This window comes from Rhizobium sp. FG96 (assembly GCF_057808655.1).
The window spans coordinates 66,809-85,382 of sequence record NZ_JBMDIL010000011.1; the positions used below are offsets into that span (position 1 = coordinate 66,809).

The 18,574-nt window shown below is 62.4% G+C and carries 15 protein-coding genes; 13 read left to right on the forward strand and 2 right to left on the reverse strand.

Going from position 1 to position 18,574, the window contains the following annotated elements; all coding sequences use genetic code 11:
- The 10 genes from ftsL to murB all read left to right on the forward strand — a co-directional run bounded on the left by ftsL (window position 1) and on the right by murB (window position 12,391).
- Window positions 1–474 (forward strand): cell division protein FtsL, encoded by a 474-nt coding sequence (gene ftsL / locus ACODR6_RS21330; RefSeq protein WP_112715492.1) that lies wholly within the window; start codon window positions 1–3, stop codon window positions 472–474.
- A gap of 2 nt (window positions 475–476) precedes the next feature.
- Entirely contained in the window at window positions 477–2,228 is a 1,752-nt protein-coding gene (locus tag ACODR6_RS21335) for a peptidoglycan D,D-transpeptidase FtsI family protein (protein WP_489024313.1), read from the forward strand.
- Window positions 2,229–2,289: 61 nt separating this feature from the next.
- Window positions 2,290–3,750, forward strand: a complete 1,461-nt coding sequence (locus ACODR6_RS21340) for a UDP-N-acetylmuramoyl-L-alanyl-D-glutamate--2,6-diaminopimelate ligase (protein ID WP_203428539.1) — start codon at window positions 2,290–2,292, stop codon at window positions 3,748–3,750.
- Entirely contained in the window at window positions 3,747–5,180 is a 1,434-nt protein-coding gene (locus ACODR6_RS21345; RefSeq protein ID WP_489024315.1) for a UDP-N-acetylmuramoylalanyl-D-glutamyl-2,6-diaminopimelate--D-alanyl-D-alanine ligase, read from the forward strand. The genes ACODR6_RS21340 and ACODR6_RS21345 overlap by 4 nt, the downstream gene beginning before the upstream one ends.
- Window positions 5,181–5,202: 22 nt before the next feature.
- Entirely contained in the window at window positions 5,203–6,303 is a 1,101-nt protein-coding gene (gene mraY / locus ACODR6_RS21350; protein WP_112715484.1) for a phospho-N-acetylmuramoyl-pentapeptide-transferase, read from the forward strand.
- Between the two features lie 7 nt (window positions 6,304–6,310).
- Window positions 6,311–7,723, forward strand: coding sequence for a UDP-N-acetylmuramoyl-L-alanine--D-glutamate ligase (gene murD, locus ACODR6_RS21355; RefSeq protein ID WP_489024318.1), 1,413 nt, complete (start codon window positions 6,311–6,313; stop codon window positions 7,721–7,723).
- A 1-nt stretch (window position 7,724) separates the two neighbouring features.
- The gene (gene ftsW / locus ACODR6_RS21360; RefSeq protein WP_112715480.1) at window positions 7,725–8,879 is read left to right on the forward strand and encodes a putative lipid II flippase FtsW; all 1,155 of its coding nucleotides are present in this window, start codon (window positions 7,725–7,727) and stop codon (window positions 8,877–8,879) included.
- A gap of 4 nt (window positions 8,880–8,883) precedes the next feature.
- A complete protein-coding gene (gene murG / locus ACODR6_RS21365) occupies window positions 8,884–10,008 on the forward strand; it encodes an undecaprenyldiphospho-muramoylpentapeptide beta-N-acetylglucosaminyltransferase (protein ID WP_489024320.1) in 1,125 nt (374 codons plus the stop codon).
- Entirely contained in the window at window positions 10,005–11,420 is a 1,416-nt protein-coding gene (gene murC, locus ACODR6_RS21370) for a UDP-N-acetylmuramate--L-alanine ligase (RefSeq protein ID WP_112715476.1), read from the forward strand. The genes murG and murC overlap by 4 nt, the downstream gene beginning before the upstream one ends.
- Window positions 11,417–12,391 (forward strand): UDP-N-acetylmuramate dehydrogenase, encoded by a 975-nt coding sequence (gene murB, locus ACODR6_RS21375; RefSeq protein WP_130277993.1) that lies wholly within the window; start codon window positions 11,417–11,419, stop codon window positions 12,389–12,391. Before murC ends, murB begins: the two co-directional genes overlap by 4 nt.
- A gap of 9 nt (window positions 12,392–12,400) precedes the next feature.
- On the opposite strand, the gene ACODR6_RS21380 is transcribed toward murB, so the two are convergent.
- Both ACODR6_RS21380 and ACODR6_RS21385 read right to left on the reverse strand, forming a co-directional pair.
- Window positions 12,401–13,498, reverse strand: coding sequence for a metallophosphoesterase (locus ACODR6_RS21380; RefSeq protein ID WP_203428544.1), 1,098 nt, complete (start codon window positions 13,496–13,498; stop codon window positions 12,401–12,403).
- A 116-nt stretch (window positions 13,499–13,614) separates the two neighbouring features.
- Entirely contained in the window at window positions 13,615–14,925 is a 1,311-nt protein-coding gene (locus tag ACODR6_RS21385; protein WP_489024324.1) for an MFS transporter, read from the reverse strand.
- Window positions 14,926–15,353: 428 nt separating this feature from the next.
- Here ACODR6_RS21385 and ACODR6_RS21390 point away from each other — a divergent pair, with 428 nt between their 5' ends.
- The 3 genes from ACODR6_RS21390 to ftsA are packed head-to-tail and all read left to right on the forward strand — an operon-like array spanning window position 15,354 to window position 18,528.
- Entirely contained in the window at window positions 15,354–16,280 is a 927-nt protein-coding gene (locus ACODR6_RS21390) for a D-alanine--D-alanine ligase (RefSeq protein WP_489024555.1), read from the forward strand.
- Window positions 16,268–17,200, forward strand: a complete 933-nt coding sequence (locus tag ACODR6_RS21395) for a cell division protein FtsQ/DivIB (RefSeq protein ID WP_489024326.1) — start codon at window positions 16,268–16,270, stop codon at window positions 17,198–17,200. The genes ACODR6_RS21390 and ACODR6_RS21395 overlap by 13 nt, the downstream gene beginning before the upstream one ends.
- Window positions 17,197–18,528 carry a cell division protein FtsA gene (ftsA, locus tag ACODR6_RS21400; protein WP_112715464.1) on the forward strand — a complete coding sequence of 444 codons (1,332 nt, stop codon included), beginning with the start codon at window positions 17,197–17,199 and terminating at the stop codon, window positions 18,526–18,528. The genes ACODR6_RS21395 and ftsA overlap by 4 nt, the downstream gene beginning before the upstream one ends.
- Window positions 18,529–18,574 lie beyond the last annotated feature (46 nt).

An 18,574-nucleotide genomic window follows, 5' to 3' on the forward strand; every position in this document is an offset into this window, starting at 1 on the left:
GTGCTGAGAACGTTCGACTTCGTTTTGATCGGTGTCATGACGGCCGCGGCCGCCGTGACCTATACGATCAAGCATCGCGCCGAGCTGAAGCTCGAGGAGGTTCATCGCCTCGAGGCCGAGATCAAGCTCGAGAAGGACACGATCGAGCTCCTGAAGGCCGATTGGGCCCTGCAGTCTCAGCCGAACCGGCTGGAGCGCCTCGTCAATACTTATAATGACGAGCTGAAGCTGCAGCCGACGGATTCGACCTCGCTCATCCACGCACGCGAACTGCCGATGCTGAAGTCGCAGGTTCCGGTTCCCGATGTCACTGAAGCCAAGGCCGACCAGAAGCCGGGCGCTCCTGCTGTGGCTGCGAAGAAGCCGGCGGCTGGAACGGCTGTTGCCGCCAAGGCAGCGCCGAAGCCTGTGCCGCGGGCAGCTGTGCCCGAGGTCGAAGACCAGGACGAAATGGCAACCGGATCGGTGGAGTAAGCATGTCGTTTCTCTCTCGCATCATGGTTCTGAAGAGCCAGGCTCATTTCTCCTCCGGCGTCTATAACCGCTTCGGCGGCCCGACCGGCAGCCTTCCGCTGGAAGGTTCGCGCAAGAAGAAGTCCGGCCAGGCGAAAAGCCGCGTCGGCCTGCTGATCATCGGCTTCACGGCGCTTTACGGCGTCATCGGCGGCCGTCTCGTCGAATATGCAATGAAGGATCCTGAGGTCGTTTCCTCGATCCTGCCGCCCGACCGGCTGATGGCCTCGCGCCCTGATATTCTCGACCGCAACGGCGAAGTGCTGGCGACCGACATCCGCACGGTGTCGCTGTTTGCCGAGCCGAACAAGATCGTCGATGCCGACGAGGCCATCGAGAAGCTGGCGACCGTGCTGCCGGATCTCGACGTCAAGGGCACCTATCGCAAGCTTTCGGTGAAGAGCTCGCATTTCGCCTGGCTGCGCCGCCAGCTGACGCCGAAGCAGCAGAGCCAGATCCTGGCGCTCGGCATTCCCGGCATCGGCTTCCGTCCGGAAAAGCGCCGCTTCTATCCGGGTGGCCCGACCGCCTCGCATATTCTCGGCTACGTCAATATCGACAACCGCGGCGTCTCCGGCATGGAGAAATATATCGACGATCAGGGTCTGGCCGATCTCGCTTCCGTCGGCATGACCAGCGGTCAGCCGCTCGAGCCGGTGAAGCTCTCCATCGATATCCGCGTCCAGAACATTGTCCGCGACGTCGTCACCAGCGCCGTGACCAATTACGAAGCCAAGGGTGCCGGTGCCGTCGTGCTCGATATCCATACCGGCGAAGTGCTCGGCATGGCTTCGGCGCCTGACTTCGACCCGAACAATCCGGAAGAGGGCGCCAAGGAAGGCTGGCTGAACCGCATGTCGAACGGTACGTTCGAAATGGGTTCGACCTTCAAGACCTTCTCGACCGCCATGGCGCTCGACAGCGGCAAGGTCAGCATCAACGACAGCTTCGATGCCAGCCGCCCGATCCGCATCGGCGGCTTCACCATCAACGACTTCCACGGTCAGCGCCGCTGGCTGACGGTTCCCGAAATCTTCGAATATTCGTCGAACATCGGTACCGCGAAGATGATCGATATCGTCGGTATGGAGATGCAGAAGGATTACCTGACGCGCTTCGGCCTGCTGACGAAGATGAAGACCGAGCTTCCTGAAGTGAAGATGCCGAGCCAGCCGAGGGTCTGGAAGAAGATCAACTCGATCACGATCTCCTTCGGCCACGGTGTTTCGACGACGCCGATGCAGACGGCGGTTGCCGGTGCTGCTCTCGTCAACGGCGGCAAGCTGATCGAGCCGACCTTCCTGCCGCGCACCCGCGAACAGGCGGACGAGACGGCCGAAGTCGTCGTCAAGAAAAGCACCAGCGACAGCATCCGCTATCTCTTCAAGCTGAACGGTCTCAAGGGTTCGGGCCGCAATGCCGACGTGCCGGGCTTCAATGTCGGCGGCAAGACGGGTACGGCTGACAAGGTCGTCAACGGCCGCTACGCCCATAACCTCAACTTCAACGCCTTCTTGGCTGCCTTCCCGATCGACAATCCGCGCTATGTGGTGCTGACTTTCTGCGACGAGCCGCATAACGGCGAGAAGGGCCAGAACATTGCCGCTTACACGGCTGCGCCGATGGTGAAGAACATTATCCGCCGCGCAGCCCCCATTCTTGGCGTCGAACCGCAATTCGGCGAAGACGGATCGGCCTTGTTGGTGTCTTATTGAGTCTGAATGAATACGGCGCCGATTCGCGTGGGGTGAGCGGCGCCAGAGAGAAAAGACATTGATGAAACTGCGGGACATTGCCGGAAGCGCATTTCCGGAAATCAAGGATCAACTCGACGGACCGGCAGGCGGGCTGGAAATCTCAGGCCTGACAGCCGACAGCCGCAAGGTCGAACGCGGCATGGCCTTCGTCGCCGTTGCCGGGACCAAGGCCGATGGCGCGGGCTTCATCGCTGACGCCGCCAGGAACGGTGCCGCAGTCGCGATCACCTCTCAGCCGGTCGAAGCCTCCATCCCCGTTCTCGTCGTCAAGGATCCGCGCCGCTTCCTGTCGCTTGCGGCCGCCAATTTCTACGGCAGGCAGCCGGCAACGATGGTTGCGGTAACGGGCACGGCAGGCAAGACGTCGGTCGCCTCCTTCACCCGCCAGATCTACGCGCATGCCGGGCATCCCGCCGCGATGATCGGTACGACCGGCGTCGTTTCGCCGACCCGCAACGATTACGGCTCGCTGACCACGCCCGACCCGGTTTCGCTGCACAAGCTGCTTGCCGAACTCGCCGATGAGGGCGTGACGCATGCGGCGATGGAAGCCTCAAGCCACGGTCTCGACCAGAGCCGTCTCGATGGCGTCAAGCTGGCCGCTGCCGCATTCACCAATCTCGGCCGCGATCACATGGATTACCATCCGACGGTCGAGGACTATATGGCCGCCAAGATGCGGCTCTTCGATACGCTGCTGCCGAAGGGCTCGCCGGCGATCATCTTTGCCGACGACCCATGGTCGCCGCAGGCCATCGAAGCGGCCACCAAGGCCGGTCACGATGTCCGCACAGTCGGCCGCAAGGGCGATTACCTGACATTGAAGCGCGTCGAGCATTTCCGCCACAAGCAGGTGGCCGAAGTGCATGTCGGCGACGAGATTTTCGAGGTCGATATTCCGCTCGCCGGCGATTTCCAGATCGCCAATGCGCTGGTTGCCGCAGGGCTTGCGATGTCGACAGGCGTTCCGGCCAAGGTGGCGATGGCCGCGCTCGAAAAGCTGCAGGGTGCTTCCGGCCGCCTCGAGCTGGTCGGCCACACCCAGGATGGCGCGCTCGCTTACGTCGATTATGCCCACAAGCCGGATGCGCTTGAGAACGTCCTGAATTCCGTCCGCCCGTTCACCACCGGCCGTGTCGTCGTGGTCTTCGGCTGCGGCGGCGACCGCGACAAGGGCAAACGCCCGATCATGGGCGAGATCGCCTGCCGTCTGGCCGACGTGGTCATCGTCACCGACGACAATCCGCGCTCGGAAGATCCGGCGACGATCCGTGCCGAGATCATGGCGGCTGCGACCTGCGCCACCGAAATCGCGGACCGGTCGCTGGCGATCAGCAAGGCCGTCGCAATGCTGAAGTCGGGCGACACGCTGATTGTCGCCGGCAAGGGACATGAAGAAGGGCAGACCATCGGGAGTGTGACGCTGCCTTTCTCGGATCACGCCGAAGTGCGTGAGGCCTTGGAGGAGCTGAAACCTTGAACTGGCTTTGGACCACGGAAGACATGATCACCGCGATGGCGGGACGCCCCTTCGGCACGCTGCCGCAGGGGATCACCGGCATTTCCATCGACAGCCGCTCGATCGGGCCGGGCGAAGCCTTCTTCGCCATCAAGGGTGATCGCGTCGATGGTCACGACTATGCCTCGATGGCGATGGCCAACGGGGCGTCGCTGCTCGTCGTCAGTGAAGCGCGGCTTGCGGGTCTCGGCCGGCTGACCGTGCCGATGATCGTCGTCGACGATGTGCTGGATGCGCTTGGACGCCTGGCGATCGCCTCGCGCCAGCGCTCGCGGGCGCAGATCATCGCGGTGACCGGTTCTGTCGGCAAGACGACCACCAAGGAGATGCTGCGCCATGTGCTTTCGCCATCCGGCAAGGTGCATGCGTCGGTCGCATCCTTCAACAATCACTGGGGCGTGCCGCTGACTTTGGCGCGCATGCCGCTCGATACGCATTACGGCGTCTTCGAAGTCGGCATGAATCACCCGGGCGAAATCCGTCCGCTGGTGCAGATGATCCGCCCGCATGTCGCCGTCATCACCACGATCGCACCGGCCCATCTCGGCAACTTCAAGAGCATCAAGGAAATCGCTGCCGCCAAGGCCGAGATCTTCGAAGGCTTGACGCCCGGCGGCCATGTCGTGCTGAACCGCGACAACGACCAGTATAATTTCCTCGACCGCACCGCCCAGGCGCTCGGTATCACCAACATCCATTCCTTCGGCCAGCATGCCAAGGCGGAATTCCGTCTTGCCGAATTCAACGGTTCCGACGAGAGCTCGGCGCTGTGGCTGACGATCGATGGCGATACGTTTGAAGTGGCGATCGGCGCGCCCGGCCGCCATATCGCCGAGAACGCGCTTGCCGCACTCGGCGTCGTGACGCTCGTCGGTGCCGATCTCGACAAGGCGATCGATGCGCTGGCGACGCTGCAGCCCGAAAAGGGCAGGGGCAAGCGCCACAAACTGAGGCTCGGCGCCGGCACCTTGACCGTCATCGACGAGAGCTACAATGCCAATCCGGCCTCGATGCGCGCGGCGATCGCGCTGCTCGCCGCCGCCGTCCCGCAGGGCTACGGCCGCCGGGTCGCCATTCTCGGCGACATGCTGGAGATGGGCGAATTTGCCGAGCGCGTGCATTCCGATCTCGCCGGTCCGCTGCTTGCGGCCGGTATCGAACACGTCTGGCTTGCAGGCAAGGACATGCAGGCGCTGAGGGATTCGCTCCCCGACAGCGTCGCCGTCGAGTACCGCGAGACGACGGAAGAACTCAAAGATTTTGTACTGAACTCGGTCGAGCCGGGCGATGTCTTGATGGTCAAATCGTCATTGGGGATTGGTTTCGGCAAGATCGTTGCCGCGCTCCTTGACAAGTTTGCGCCATTTGCGGACACGCAGCGCGAGATTTGATCGGGTAAACAAGGGGCCCTGAATGCTGATTTGGCTAGTCGAACTGTCGGAACATTTTAAATTTCTGAACCTGTTCAGATACATTACCTTCCGCACAGGCGCCTCTCTCTTCACTTCCGCACTGATCGTCTTCCTGTTCGGGCCGATGATCATCCGCTCGCTGCGCATCCGCCAGGGCAAGGGTCAGCCGATCCGCGCCGATGGTCCGCAGACGCATTTCAAGAAGGCCGGTACACCGACCATGGGCGGCCTGATGATTCTGGCCGGTATCGTCGGTTCGTCGCTGCTCTGGGCTGATCTTTCGAACGTCTATGTCGTGGCGACCCTGCTGGTGACGCTCGGCTTCGGTGCGATCGGCTTCTATGATGACTATCTCAAGGTAACGAAGCAGAGCGACAAGGGCTTTTCCGGCAAGGCCCGCCTCGGTATCGAGTTCATCATTGCCGGTATCGCCGTCTATTTCATGATGCGCACGTCGCTGGCCTCGGGTCCTGCCGGCTCGACCTTCGGCTCGTCGGTTGCCTTCCCCTTCTTCAAGGACTTCCTGATCAATCTCGGCATCATGTTCGTGGTCTTCGGCGGCTTTGTCATCGTTGCGGCCGGTAATGCCGTGAACCTGACTGATGGTCTCGACGGTCTGGCGATCGTTCCGGTGATGATCGCCGCGGCCTCCTTCGGCATTATCTCTTACCTCGCCGGTAACGCGGTGTTCGCGGGCTATCTGCAGATCAATTTCGTGCCCGGCACCGGCGAGCTTGCCGTCGTTCTCGGCGCCGTCATCGGCGCCGGTCTCGGCTTCCTCTGGTTCAATGCGCCGCCCGCGGCAATCTTCATGGGCGACACCGGTTCGCTGGCGCTCGGCGGCACGATCGGCACCGTTGCCGTCGCCACCAAGCACGAGATCGTCATGGCGATCATCGGCGGCCTGTTCGTGATGGAGACGCTCTCGGTGATCATCCAGGTCGGCTTCTTCAAGATGACCGGCCGCCGCGTCTTCCTGATGGCGCCGATCCACCATCATTTCGAAAAGAAGGGCTGGACGGAAAGCCAGGTGGTCATCCGCTTCTGGATCGTCGCCGTCGGCCTCGCGATGCTCGGCCTTTCCACCCTGAAACTGCGGTGAGCGGGCGATGATTCCGGTCACGACACTCGCTGGCAAGAAGGTCGCGCTTTTCGGGCTCGGCGGTTCCGGCCTTGCCACGGCCCGGGCGCTGGTCGCCGGGGGCGCAGAGGTTACGGCATGGGACGACAATCCTGATAGCGTCGCCAAGGCCGGTGCCGAGGGTATTGCGACGGCCGATCTTCACGGTATCGATTGGGCGGCGCAGTCGCTTTTCGTGCTGTCTCCGGGTGTGCCGCTGACCCATCCGAAGCCGCACTGGACCGTCGATCTGGCGCGTGCCGCCGGTGTCGATATCGTCGGCGATGTCGAACTCTTCGTGCGCGAGCGCCGCGCCCATGCGCCGGACAGCCCGTTCATCGCGATCACCGGCACGAACGGCAAGTCGACCACGACGGCGCTGATTGCCCATATCCTGAAATCATCAGGCAGGGATACGCAGCTCGGCGGCAATATCGGCACCGCCGTTCTGACGCTCGATCCGCCGAAGGCGCAGCGCTTCTACGTCGTCGAATGCTCGTCCTACCAGATCGATCTGGCGCCGACGCTCAATCCGTCTGCGGGTATCCTTCTCAACCTGACGCCCGATCATCTCGATCGTCACGGCACGATGCAGCATTATGCCGACGTCAAGGAACGTCTGGTCGCGGGAAGCGATACGGCGATCGTCGGCGTCGACGACAGCTATTGCGAAATGATCGCCGACCGTGTCGAGCGCGCCGGGACCAAGGTTGTGCGCATCTCGCGCCGCCAGCCGCTGGCCGACGGCATTTACGCTGAAGGCACTAGGCTCATTCATGCCACCGGTGGCGCGGCGCTGCCGCTTGCCGATCTCGATGGCATCCAGACGCTGCGCGGCAGCCACAACGCGCAGAATGCGGCGGCGGCCGTTGCGGCCTGCCTCGCGGTCGGCGTCAGCGCCGATGAGATCAGGGCAGGGCTCGCGTCCTTCCCGGGCCTGAAGCATCGTATGCAGCCGGTCGGCAGGCGCGGCCACGCCGTCTTCGTCAACGATTCGAAGGCCACGAATGCCGATGCGGCTGCACCGGCGCTTTCGAGCTACGACCGTATCTACTGGATCGCCGGCGGCCTGCCGAAGGCCGGTGGCATCACGACGCTCGCGCCGTTCTTTCCGCGGATCGCCAAGGCCTATCTGATCGGCGAGGCGGCGGCGGAATTTGCCGCGACGCTCGGCGAGGCGGTGCCTTACGAGATCTCCGGCACGCTGGAGCGCGCCGTCGCGCATGCGGCTGCCGATGCGGAAAAAGATGAAACTGGCCCTGTCGCGGTGATGCTATCCCCGGCTTGCGCAAGCTTCGACCAATATAAGAACTTCGAAGTCAGGGGCGATGCATTTGTCAGCCATGTGGCAGCGCTCGACGGAATCACCATGCTGATCGGTTCGGCAACAGGAGATAAATGACATGGTAAGCCGCGCGGAACGTGGGCCTCTGGCCGATTGGTTTTGGACCATCGACCGCTTTTTCCTGGCGATGTTCGTCTTCCTGATGGGCATCGGCTTCATGTTGTCCTTCGCCGCGTCGCCCGCGGTTGCCGAGCGCATCGGGCTCGAGCCGTTTCACTTCGTCAAGCGCCACGCAGCCTTCATGATCCCGTCGCTGATGGTGATGATCGGGCTGTCGTTCCTGACGCCGCGGCAGGTGCGCCGCACCGCCATCCTGCTTTTGATCGTCGCGCTGGCGATGATGCTGCTGGCACTGTTCTTCGGCGTCGAGGTCAAGGGCTCCAGGCGCTGGGTAACGCTCGCCGGCATCTCCATCCAGCCGTCGGAATTCATGAAGCCGGCCTTCGTCGTCGTCTGCGCCTGGCTGTTTGCCGAGCATGCGCGCCAGCCGGAGATTCCGGGCAACCTCTTCGCCATCATCCTGTTCGGCATGGTCGCGGCACTTCTCGTCGCCCAGCCTGACCTTGGCCAGACGATCCTGACGACCGCGGTCTGGGGGGGCATGTTCTTCATGGCCGGGATGCCCTGGCTCTGGATCATCGTGCTCGGCGTCGGCGGCGCCGGTGGTCTCGTCTCGGCCTATTACGTCTTCCCGCACGTTGCCGGACGAATAGACAAGTTCATGACCGGCGAGGGCGACACGTTCCAGATCGATACCGCCCGCGAGGCGATCATCCGCGGCGACTGGTTCGGCCAGGGACCGGGCGAAGGCATCGTCAAGCGCATCATCCCGGATGCTCACACCGACTTCATCTTCTCGGTCGCCGCCGAGGAGTTCGGCATCATCTTCTGCATCGCGCTCGTTGCGCTGTTCACGGTCCTTGTTTTGAGGGGGCTGTCGCACGCATATAAGGAGAAGAACGACTTCAACCGGTTTGCGGTCGCCGGCCTCGTGCTGCAGATGGGCATCCAGTCGATCATCAATATCGGCGTCAATCTCGAACTGCTTCCGGCAAAGGGCATGACGCTGCCGCTGATTTCCTACGGCGGCTCGTCCATGGTCGCGATCTGCGTGACCGCCGGTTTCATTCTCGCGCTGACGCGCCATCGCCCGGAAAAACGTGCGCAGGACCGGAGCCTCTTCCGCGTGCCGCACGGAATGCCGGCGGAGTAAGAATATGAGTAAAGGCATCGTCCTTCTTGCCGCCGGGGGAACCGGCGGCCACGTCTTTCCCGCGGAAGCCCTGGCTTACGAGCTGAAGGCCCGCGGTTATTCCGTTCATCTGGTTACCGACAGCCGCGCCGAGCGCTATGCAGGCAAATTCCCGGCCGAGCAGATCCATGTCGTGCCATCGGCAACGATCGGTTCGAAGAACCCGGTCGCCGTGGCGCGATCGCTCTGGACACTGTGGAGCGGTATGCGCGCCGCCAAGAAGCTGATCCAGAAGCTGAAGCCCGCCGTCGTCGTCGGCTTCGGCGGCTATCCGACCGTGCCGCCGCTGCTGGCCGCGACGCGTCTCGGCGTGCCCGCGATGATCCACGAGCAGAATGCCGTGATGGGCCGCGCCAACAAGGCGCTGGCAGCCCGCGTCCAGGCGATCGCCGGCGGCTTCCTGCCCGAGAATGGTGGCTCCTATCCCGAGAAGACGGTGACGACGGGCAACCCGGTTCGCCCCGCGATCATCGAGGCGGCAAAGGTTCCCTACGCGCCATCGCATCCGGGCGAGCCCTTCAATCTCGTCGTCTTCGGCGGCAGCCAGGGCGCTCAGTATTTCTCCAAGGCGATGCCGACGGCGATCAGCCTGCTCGACGATGACCTGCGTGCGCGGCTGCGGATCACCCAGCAGGTGCGGCCCGAGGACATGGAGATGGTTGGCGGCTGCGTCGCGCAGCTGAAGATGGGCGCCGATATCGCGCCGTTCTTCACGGACATGGCCGAACGCCTCGCGAAAGCGCATCTGGTGATCTGCCGTTCGGGCGCCTCGACCGTGTCGGAAATCTCCGTCATCGGCCGCCCGGCCGTACTCGTGCCTTATCCGCATGCTCTGGATCATGACCAGGCGGCGAATGCCGCAGCGCTTGCCGCGACCGGCGGCGCCAAGGTCATCGTCCAGGCCGAACTGTCATCCGAGAAGATCGCCTCGATCCTGACGCATGCGATGAACGACCCGGAAAAGCTGGCGCGAATGGCGGCGGCGGCTAAGCAGACCGGGAAACCTGACGCTGCGAACTTGCTTGCCGGCATGGTTGAGGCTATTGCCGCCGGACGTACAATTGCAGAGTTCAAGGGGGCACAGTCATGAAACTGCCGAAGGCCATAGGCCTCGTCCATTTCATCGGCATCGGCGGCATCGGCATGAGCGGCATCGCCGAAGTGCTGCACAACCTCGGCCACAAGGTCCAGGGATCCGACCAGTCCGACAGTGCGAACGTTCAGCGCCTGCGCGAAAAGGGCATCGAAGTCTTCGTCGGCCACAAGGCCGAGAACCTCGGCGATGCCGAAGTCGTCGTAGTCTCGACCGCGATCAAGAAGACCAATCCGGAACTGATCGCGGCGCGCGAAAAGCTGCTGCCGGTCGTGCGCCGTGCGGAAATGCTCGCCGAGCTGATGCGCTTCCGCAATGCGATCGCCATCGGCGGCACGCATGGCAAGACGACGACCACCTCGCTGGTGGCGACGCTGCTTGAGGCCGGCGGTCTCGATCCGACGGTCATCAACGGCGGCATCATCAATGCCTACGGCACCAACGCCCGCATGGGCGAGGGTGAGTGGATGGTTGTCGAGGCCGACGAATCCGACGGCACCTTCCTGAAGCTGCCGGCCGACGTTGCCGTCGTTACCAATATCGACCCCGAACATCTCGACCATTACGGCAATTTCGATGCCGTGCGCGCGGCCTTCCGCCAGTTCGTCGAGAACGTGCCGTTCTACGGCTTCGGCGTCATGTGCCTCGATCACCCTGAAGTGCAGGCGCTGGTCAGCCGCATCGAGGACCGCAAGGTCGTCACCTACGGCGAAAACCCGCAGGCCGACGTGCGCTTCATGAATGTTCGCATCGACGGCGCGCGCTCGATCTTCGACGTGGAGATCCGCCGCCGCCGCACCGGCAAGGTGTTCAAGCTCGACAATCTCGTGATGCCGATGCCCGGCCGTCACAATATCGCCAACGCCACGGCCGCGATCGCCGTCGCCAACCGTCTTGGTATCTCAAATGAAGATATCGCCAAGGGGCTGGCCTCGTTCGGTGGCGTCAAGCGGCGCTTCACGCTGACCGGCGAATGGAACGGCGTGCAGGTGTTCGACGACTACGGTCACCATCCGGTCGAGATCAAGGCCGTGCTGCGCGCCGCGCGCGAGGCCTGCAAGGGCCGCGTCATCGCCGTTCACCAGCCGCATCGCTATACGCGCCTGTCGAGCCTGTTCGAAGAATTCTCAAACTGCTTCAACGATGCCGACAGCATCTTCCTTGCTCCCGTCTATGCCGCGGGTGAAGAGCCGATCGAGGGCGTCGATTCCGAGGCGCTCGTTTCGCGCATCAAGGCGGGCGGCCATCGCGACGCGCGGTTCCTTCCGTCACAAGACGTACTACCTGAGCTGGTTGCAGAGATTGCAAAGCCGGGTGATTTCGTGGTTCTCTTGGGGGCTGGGAGTATCACTTATTGGGCAGCTGCACTGCCGAAGCAATTGGAAGGCCTTTCGGGAAAGTCTGCATGAAACAGGTCAATGGGGAAAAGCTTCTCGAGTCTCTGGGAGAAGGCGTCAAGGATATCCGCGGTCGTATCACGCCGGATGCCCCCATGGATCGCGTCACCTGGTTCCGCGCCGGCGGTCTCGCCGAGCTGATGTTCCAGCCGCATGACGAAGACGATCTGGTCGCCTTCATGAAGCTGCTGCCAGAAGAGGTCCCGCTGACCGTGGTCGGTGTCGGCTCAAACCTTCTGGTGCGCGACGGCGGCATTCCGGGCGTCGTTCTGCGCCTGTCCGCCAAGGGTTTTGGCGGGCTGGAGCTTGCCGGCGAGAACCGCATCCGCGCCGGCGCGATCTGCCCCGACAAGCATGTCGCGGCGATGGCGATGGATAACGGCATCGGCGGTTTCCATTTCTACTACGGCATCCCGGGCAGCATCGGCGGCGCGGCGCGCATGAATGCCGGCGCCAATGGCGGCGAGACGCGCGAGCGTCTGGTCGAGTTGACGGCGATCGACCGCAAGGGCAACAAGCATGTGCTCTCGAATGCGGATATGGGCTATTCCTATCGCCATTCCTCGGCTGCCAAGGACCTGATCTTCACCTCGGTGCTGTTCGAAGGCTATGCCGAGGACCGTGCCAAGATCCGTGCCGACATGGATGCCGTGCGCAACCATCGCGAGACCGTGCAGCCGATCCGCGAGAAGACCGGTGGCTCGACCTTCAAGAACCCCGAGGGTCATTCGGCCTGGAAGCTGATCGACGAAGCGGGTTGCCGCGGTCTCGTCATCGGCGGCGCGCAGATGTCGTCGCTTCACTGCAACTTCATGATCAACATGGGGCAGGCGACCGGTTACGATCTCGAATATCTCGGCGAACAGGTTCGCCGTGAAGTCTTCGAGAATTCCGGCATCAAGCTCGAATGGGAAATCAAGCGCTTCGGTGTGTTCATGCCCGGCCGCGAAGTGCGTCCGTTCCAGGGCGTGACCAGCGAATAAGGCTGGCTTTTATAATCTGAGGGCTTTGCTGAAGGCGGTGTCGAAACGGACGCCGCCTTTGTCGTCTGCGGCTTCGCCGATCGCCACGTCCATCCGGTCGTTGCTGACGCGCACCAGCGTGAAGCCGCCCATGAAGGCGGCCTTGGCCTTGAAGATGTCGATGCCGTTGACCTTGTAGGCCATCGGCGTGTCGTGTTCGTGGCCGTGGAAAATGCCGATTACGTTGTACCCGCTGAGGCTTGCGAGCAGATCCTGACGTTCTGATTCATCCCACCAATGCGGCGTTCCGGTGCCGTTGTCGTCGAAGGTGCTCTTGGCCGGGTCCCAGCGCTCGGTGGAGAAATGATCCCAGCCGTAGTGCTGGAAGATGACGACGGGCCTGCCGTCGGATGCGTAGGTCTTCAGATCCTGCTTGATCCAGTCGAGGCTGCTTGCCGTGCCCTTGCTGTTATCGCCGCCATAGCGCTGCGCCTGGATCAGATGCAGGCCGCCCCAGTTCCAGGAGTAATTGTCCGACGCCTCGTCGTAGTTGTCGACGGGGACGGCCGGTTTGAAGAAGACGCTCGGCTTGTGGTTCATCTGCACGTAGTCGCGCAGCTCGTCGCGATACCAGTCGACCTGCGGCGGGCGGCCATCCTGATCGAGGTCGTGATTGCCGAGGCCGACATAGACGGGGAAATGGACGTGGTCGGAGCCGCGGCCCTGCTGGTAGCGGTGCGAGAACTGCAGAAGCTGCGAACCCTCGGCGAATTCCGCCGTCTGGCCGCCGCCATCGTCGGTGACGTCGCCGCAGACGATGATCCCCTGCGGGCGGGCGATCTCCTTGCCGGCGACGCTGAGGCCGCTCGGCTTGCCGGCGATCTCTTCGGGCCATGTCTGATGGTGGATGTTGTTGAGCGCCAGGATGTGGCGCAGCAGGTTGGCGTCGGTCTTGCCTTCCTGCTGGCAATTGGGGCTGAGGCCATCGCCGATGCGGCAGGCATGCACGTCGTTGATGACGAGGAAGGTAACGTTGACATCGGGGACGGCGGCGCGCGACAGGCGCGGCATCGATAGCGCAAAGCCTGCGCCCATACCCTGTGTCAGCAGTGACCGTCTCGTCAGCATGATCGTCCTCTCTCCTGCTTTTGAGGAGAGAGTAGGGGGCAGATGTTAACAGACAAGAATCGAAAAGGCCGCGGTGTTGCCACCGCGGCCTTCGATCGATTGGGCTTTTGAAGCGCTTAGACTTCTTCGCGGCCCGACAGCAGGATGCAGACCAGCGAGATGACTGCTGCGCCGGAAAGATAGTAGCCGACATAGGAGAGATCGTAATGCGTCGCCAGCCAGCTGGCGATGTTGGGTGCCAGCGAGGCGCCGAAGATGCCGCCGAGGTTGAAGGTCATCGAGGCGCCGGTATAGCGCACCGTGGTCGGGAAGGGGGCCGCAAGAGCAGCGCCGATCGGACCGTAGGTGAAGCCCATCAGCGCGAGGCCGATGATCGAGCACAGGAAGGCGCCGGTCAGGCCTGCGGTCAGCAGCGAGGCGTAGAAGAAGCCGAAGATCGCGATACCGATCGTTACGAGGATCAGGATCAGGCGGCGCGAGTAGCGGTCGGAGAGCAGGCCGGAGAGCGGGATCGTCAGGCCGAAGAACACGACGCCGACAAGCTGGATGACCAGGAACTGCTCACGCGAGTAGCCGAGCTTCGACGTGCCCCAGGACAGTGTGAAGACCGTCATCAGGTAGAACAGAACGAAGGTGGCGACGGCGATGAAGGTGCCGAGAACCAGGCTGCGGAAGTGCTTGGTGAAGACGACGGCAACAGGAACGGCAACGCGCTCGTGCTTCTCGACGGCCTTCTGGAACTCGGGCGTTTCGGCGATCTTCAGGCGGACATAGAGGCCGACAGCGACGAGCGCGAGGCTGGCAACGAAGGGGATGCGCCAACCGAAAGCCAGGAAGTCGTCGTTGGTCATCGTCTCCGTCAGAATCAGGAAGAAGCCGGACGAGAGGATGAAGCCGATCGGCGCGCCGAGCTGCGGGAACATGGCGTACCAGCTGCGCTTGCCGGGCGGGGCGTTTTCGGTGGCGAGCAGGACGGCACCGCCCCATTCACCGCCGAGGCCGAGGCCCTGGCCGAAGCGGCACAAAGCCAGAAGCAGAGGGGCCAGGATGCCGATCGAATCGTAGCCCGGCAGCATGCCGATCGCTACGGTCGACAGGCCCATGGTCATCAGCGCGGCGACGAGCGTCGCCTTGCGGCCGATACGGTCGCCGAAATGGCCGAAAAGGATGCCGCCGAGCGGGCGGGCGAAGAAGGCAATCGAGAAGGTGGCGAAGGACTGAAGCTGCGCAGATGCGGGATCGCTCGCCGGGAAGAAGAGATGCGGGAAGACCAGCACGGCGGCGGTCGCATAGACGTAGAAGTCGAAGAATTCGATGGTGGTGCCGACGAGGCTCGCGATCAGAACACGCGCCGGCGAATTGACTTGCGCACTGTTCGATGAGGAGGGGGTCGGCGATACGGGTGATATCGCGTCAGACATTGTCATTCCAATCAGGATTGCTGTTTGCCTTGGGAGGCAAGCGGGTCTTAACGCAATTTTAAGTCGGCGCAAACGCCAAAGACGCAAGAAAGCCACAAAATCGCCGGGCATTCTTTGGCTTTCCGATTCTCCTCGATTCCATCGCGACGCACGTTCGGTCCGGCGATTGTGACAGCGGCGGCGGAAGGCGCCGGTGGCTGCGGAGTTGATTCAAGGCTGAATCTTAAGCCTATGATAAAGCGAAGCTATTTCGGCTGCTTCAGCTTCATGATCCGATTCAAGAATGTTTCATAAATGACGCCCGTTAACAAAAGTAAACGGTTCATTAACCATATTAGTGTTTGATTGCCTTCAAGTCTGAAGGGCTGAGATTCGACTGCGAAAGCCTCGCGCAAGCGTCGAAATTCATGCCGGAAGTTATTTTGGGGGTAAGTATGAGTCGCAAGCATGTCGCTGTCCTGATGGGCGGATTTTCTTCGGAGAGGCCTGTGAGCCTGTCTTCGGGGAAGGCATGCGCTGAGGCTCTTGAGGCTGAAGGCTTCCAGGTCACGACTATCGATGTCGATCGTGACGTTTCTGCCAAGCTTTCCGCCCTTCGTCCCGATGTCGTCTTCAATGCCCTGCATGGGCCGTTCGGCGAAGACGGGATGATCCAGGGCGTTCTCGAATATCTCGAAATTCCCTACACGCATTCCGGCGTGCTCGCCTCGGCGCTCGCCATGGACAAGGGCAAGGCCAAGGGCGTTGCGGCGGCAGCCGGCATTCCGGTCGCACAGTCCGAGGTCATCAATCGTTTCGCCTTTCCGGCCGAGCATCCGATGAAGCCGCCTTATGTGGTGAAGCCGGTTCGTGAGGGTTCGAGCTTCGGCGTGTTGATCGTTCAGGAAGATCAGTCGCATCCGCCGCAGGTCATCAGTTCTCCCGAGTGGCGCTATGGCGAAGAGGTTCTCGTCGAGCGTTATATCCATGGCCGCGAGCTGACATGTGGCGTCATGGGTGATGTGGCGCTCGGGGTTACCGAAGTGGTGCCGCTTGGTCACAACTTCTATGACTATGATGCGAAGTACGCCGCGGGCGGTTCGAAACATGTCATTCCGGCAAAAATTTCACCGAAAATTTACCAAAAAATACAATCATTGGCGCTAAGGGCGCATCAAGCAATTGGTTGCCGTGGCGTCAGCCGGTCTGACTTTCGCTACGACGATCGCTTCTCCGAAGATGGCGAAATCATCTGGCTCGAGGTCAATACTCAGCCGGGAATGACTCCAACCTCTCTGGTGCCCGAAATGGCCGGTCATGCCGGTTATTCCTTTGGTGAGTTTCTGCGCTGGATGGTGGAGGACGCTTCTTGTTCTCGTTGACGGTCAAAAGGATAGGGCGCCCGAGCCATCGCGATGAGATCGCCTTCCCGGAAGGCGACAATCGCATGGTGCTGCCGCGTCCGCTGCGCCGTGTCGTCCGCTTTCTCGTGAGTCTCGGTACGGGGCGCATCTACATTCCGGCGCATACCGGCACTGTTTCGGCCCTGGCGTTCATCGCTGCGACCGGCCTCTACGGCATGTCGCTCGGTGGTCACACGGAAGCGGTGGCGCAGGCGACGACCACGGCTGCAGGCTTTGCCATCGAGGACGTGAAGGTCTCCGGGAATACGGCGACTTCCGAGATCGAAATCCTCGAGCTTCTCGGCCTCGACGGCACGACATCGCTCGTCGCTCTCGACGTCGATGCTGCCCGCCAGAAGATTGCCAAGCTTCCCTGGGTCGAAAGCGCAGAGGTTCGCAAGGTCTATCCGCGGACGATCGAAGTGAAGCTCAAGGAGCGTCAGGCCTATGCGATCTGGCAGCACGGCCAGGAGCTTTCGCTGATTGAGCGCAACGGCTCTGTCATCGCGCCGCTGCGCGACAACAAGTTTTCCAACCTCCCGCTCGTCGTCGGTCGCGATGCCGAGACGGCGGCAGCCGCGCTCGAGGGCGAGTTCGCCAACTGGCCGGATATCAAGGCTCGCGTGAAGGCTTACGTCTGGGTTTCCAGCCGCCGTTGGGATCTTCATCTCGAAAATGGTGTCGTCGTGAAGCTGCCGGCCGACGATGTCGATCAGGCACTGGCGACGCTGTCGAAACTCAACAAGGAACAGGATCTTCTGGCGCGCGACATCGCAGCCGTCGATCTCCGATTGGCAGACCGGACCGCAATCCAGCTCACCCCCGAGGCCATGGCCCGGCGTCAGGTGGTGCTCGATCAGCGGACCAAGGATTTGAAGAAGGCGGGGCAGAATATATGAGCTTGTTCGGTTCATCCCACTTTGGATTGCCGCGCCTGAAGCCGCTTTCGTCGAAGCGGTCGCACATCGTTTCGGTGCTCGATATCGGATCGACGAAAGTCGTCTGCATGATCGGCCGGCTGACGCCGCGCGAGGAGAGCGAAATTCTCCCGGGCCGTACGCACGACATCGAGATCATCGGTATCGGCCACCAGCGTTCCCGCGGCATCAAGACCGGCGTGATCGCCGACCTCGACGCGCTCGAGAGCGTCATCCGTCTCGCCGTCGATGCGGCCGAGCGCATGGCCGGTCTCACGGTCGAGAGTCTGATCGTCAACCTGACGGCCGGCCGTCTCGGCAGCGACGTCTACACGGCGACGATCGATCTCGGCGGCCAGGAAGTCGAACTCAACGACCTCAAGAAGGTTCTCGCCGCCGCCTGCCAGCAGTCGCTGCGCCAGGACCGCGCAGTCCTGCATTCGCTGGCAACCGGCTTCTCGCTCGATGGCGAGCGCGGCATTCGCGACCCCTTGTCCATGTACGGTGACATGCTCGGTGTCGACATGCATGTCGTCACCGCGGAGCGCGCCGCCCTCAAGAACCTCGAGCTCAGCGTCAACCGCGCGCATCTCTCGGTCGAAGGCATCGTTGCGACGCCTTACGCTTCCGGTCTGGCAGCCCTCGTTGACGACGAAGTCGAACTCGGCTGCGCGGCCATCGACATGGGCGGCGGCACGACGACGATCTCGGTCTTTGCCGAAGGCAAGCTGGTTCATACCGACGCTGTCGGCCTTGGCGGTCATCATGTCACCACCGACCTCGCACGCGGTCTTTCTACCCGCATCGAAGATGCCGAGCGCCTGAAGGTCGTTCACGCTTCGGCGATGTCGAATTCTTCGGACGAGCGCGAACTGATCTCGATCCCGCCGATCGGCGAAGACGAGCGCGATTTGCCGACCCAGGTGCCGCGTGCGCTCGTCTCGCGCATTGTCGGCGCCCGTATCGAGGAAACGATGGAATTGATCCGCGACCGGATCCAGCGCTCGGGCTTCAGCCCGATCGTCGGCAAGCGCGTCGTGCTGACGGGCGGCGCAAGCCAGCTCACCGGTCTTGCAGACGTGGCCCGCAAGATCCTGGCCCGCAACGTTCGTATCGGCCGCCCGATGGGCGTCTCCGGCCTGCCGACGGCAGCCAAGGGACCGGCCTTTTCGACGGCGGTCGGCCTGATGATCTATCCGCAGGTCGCGGACATGGAAACACATGCGTCACAGAGCGGTCTGCTCTTGTCGCTTGGGGGAAATAACAGCCGCATAGCCCGGATGGGCCAGTGGCTGAAGGAAAGCTTCTGAACATCGAGTGAATTGGCCGGCGTGGCGATGCGGCCATAAAGAGAAG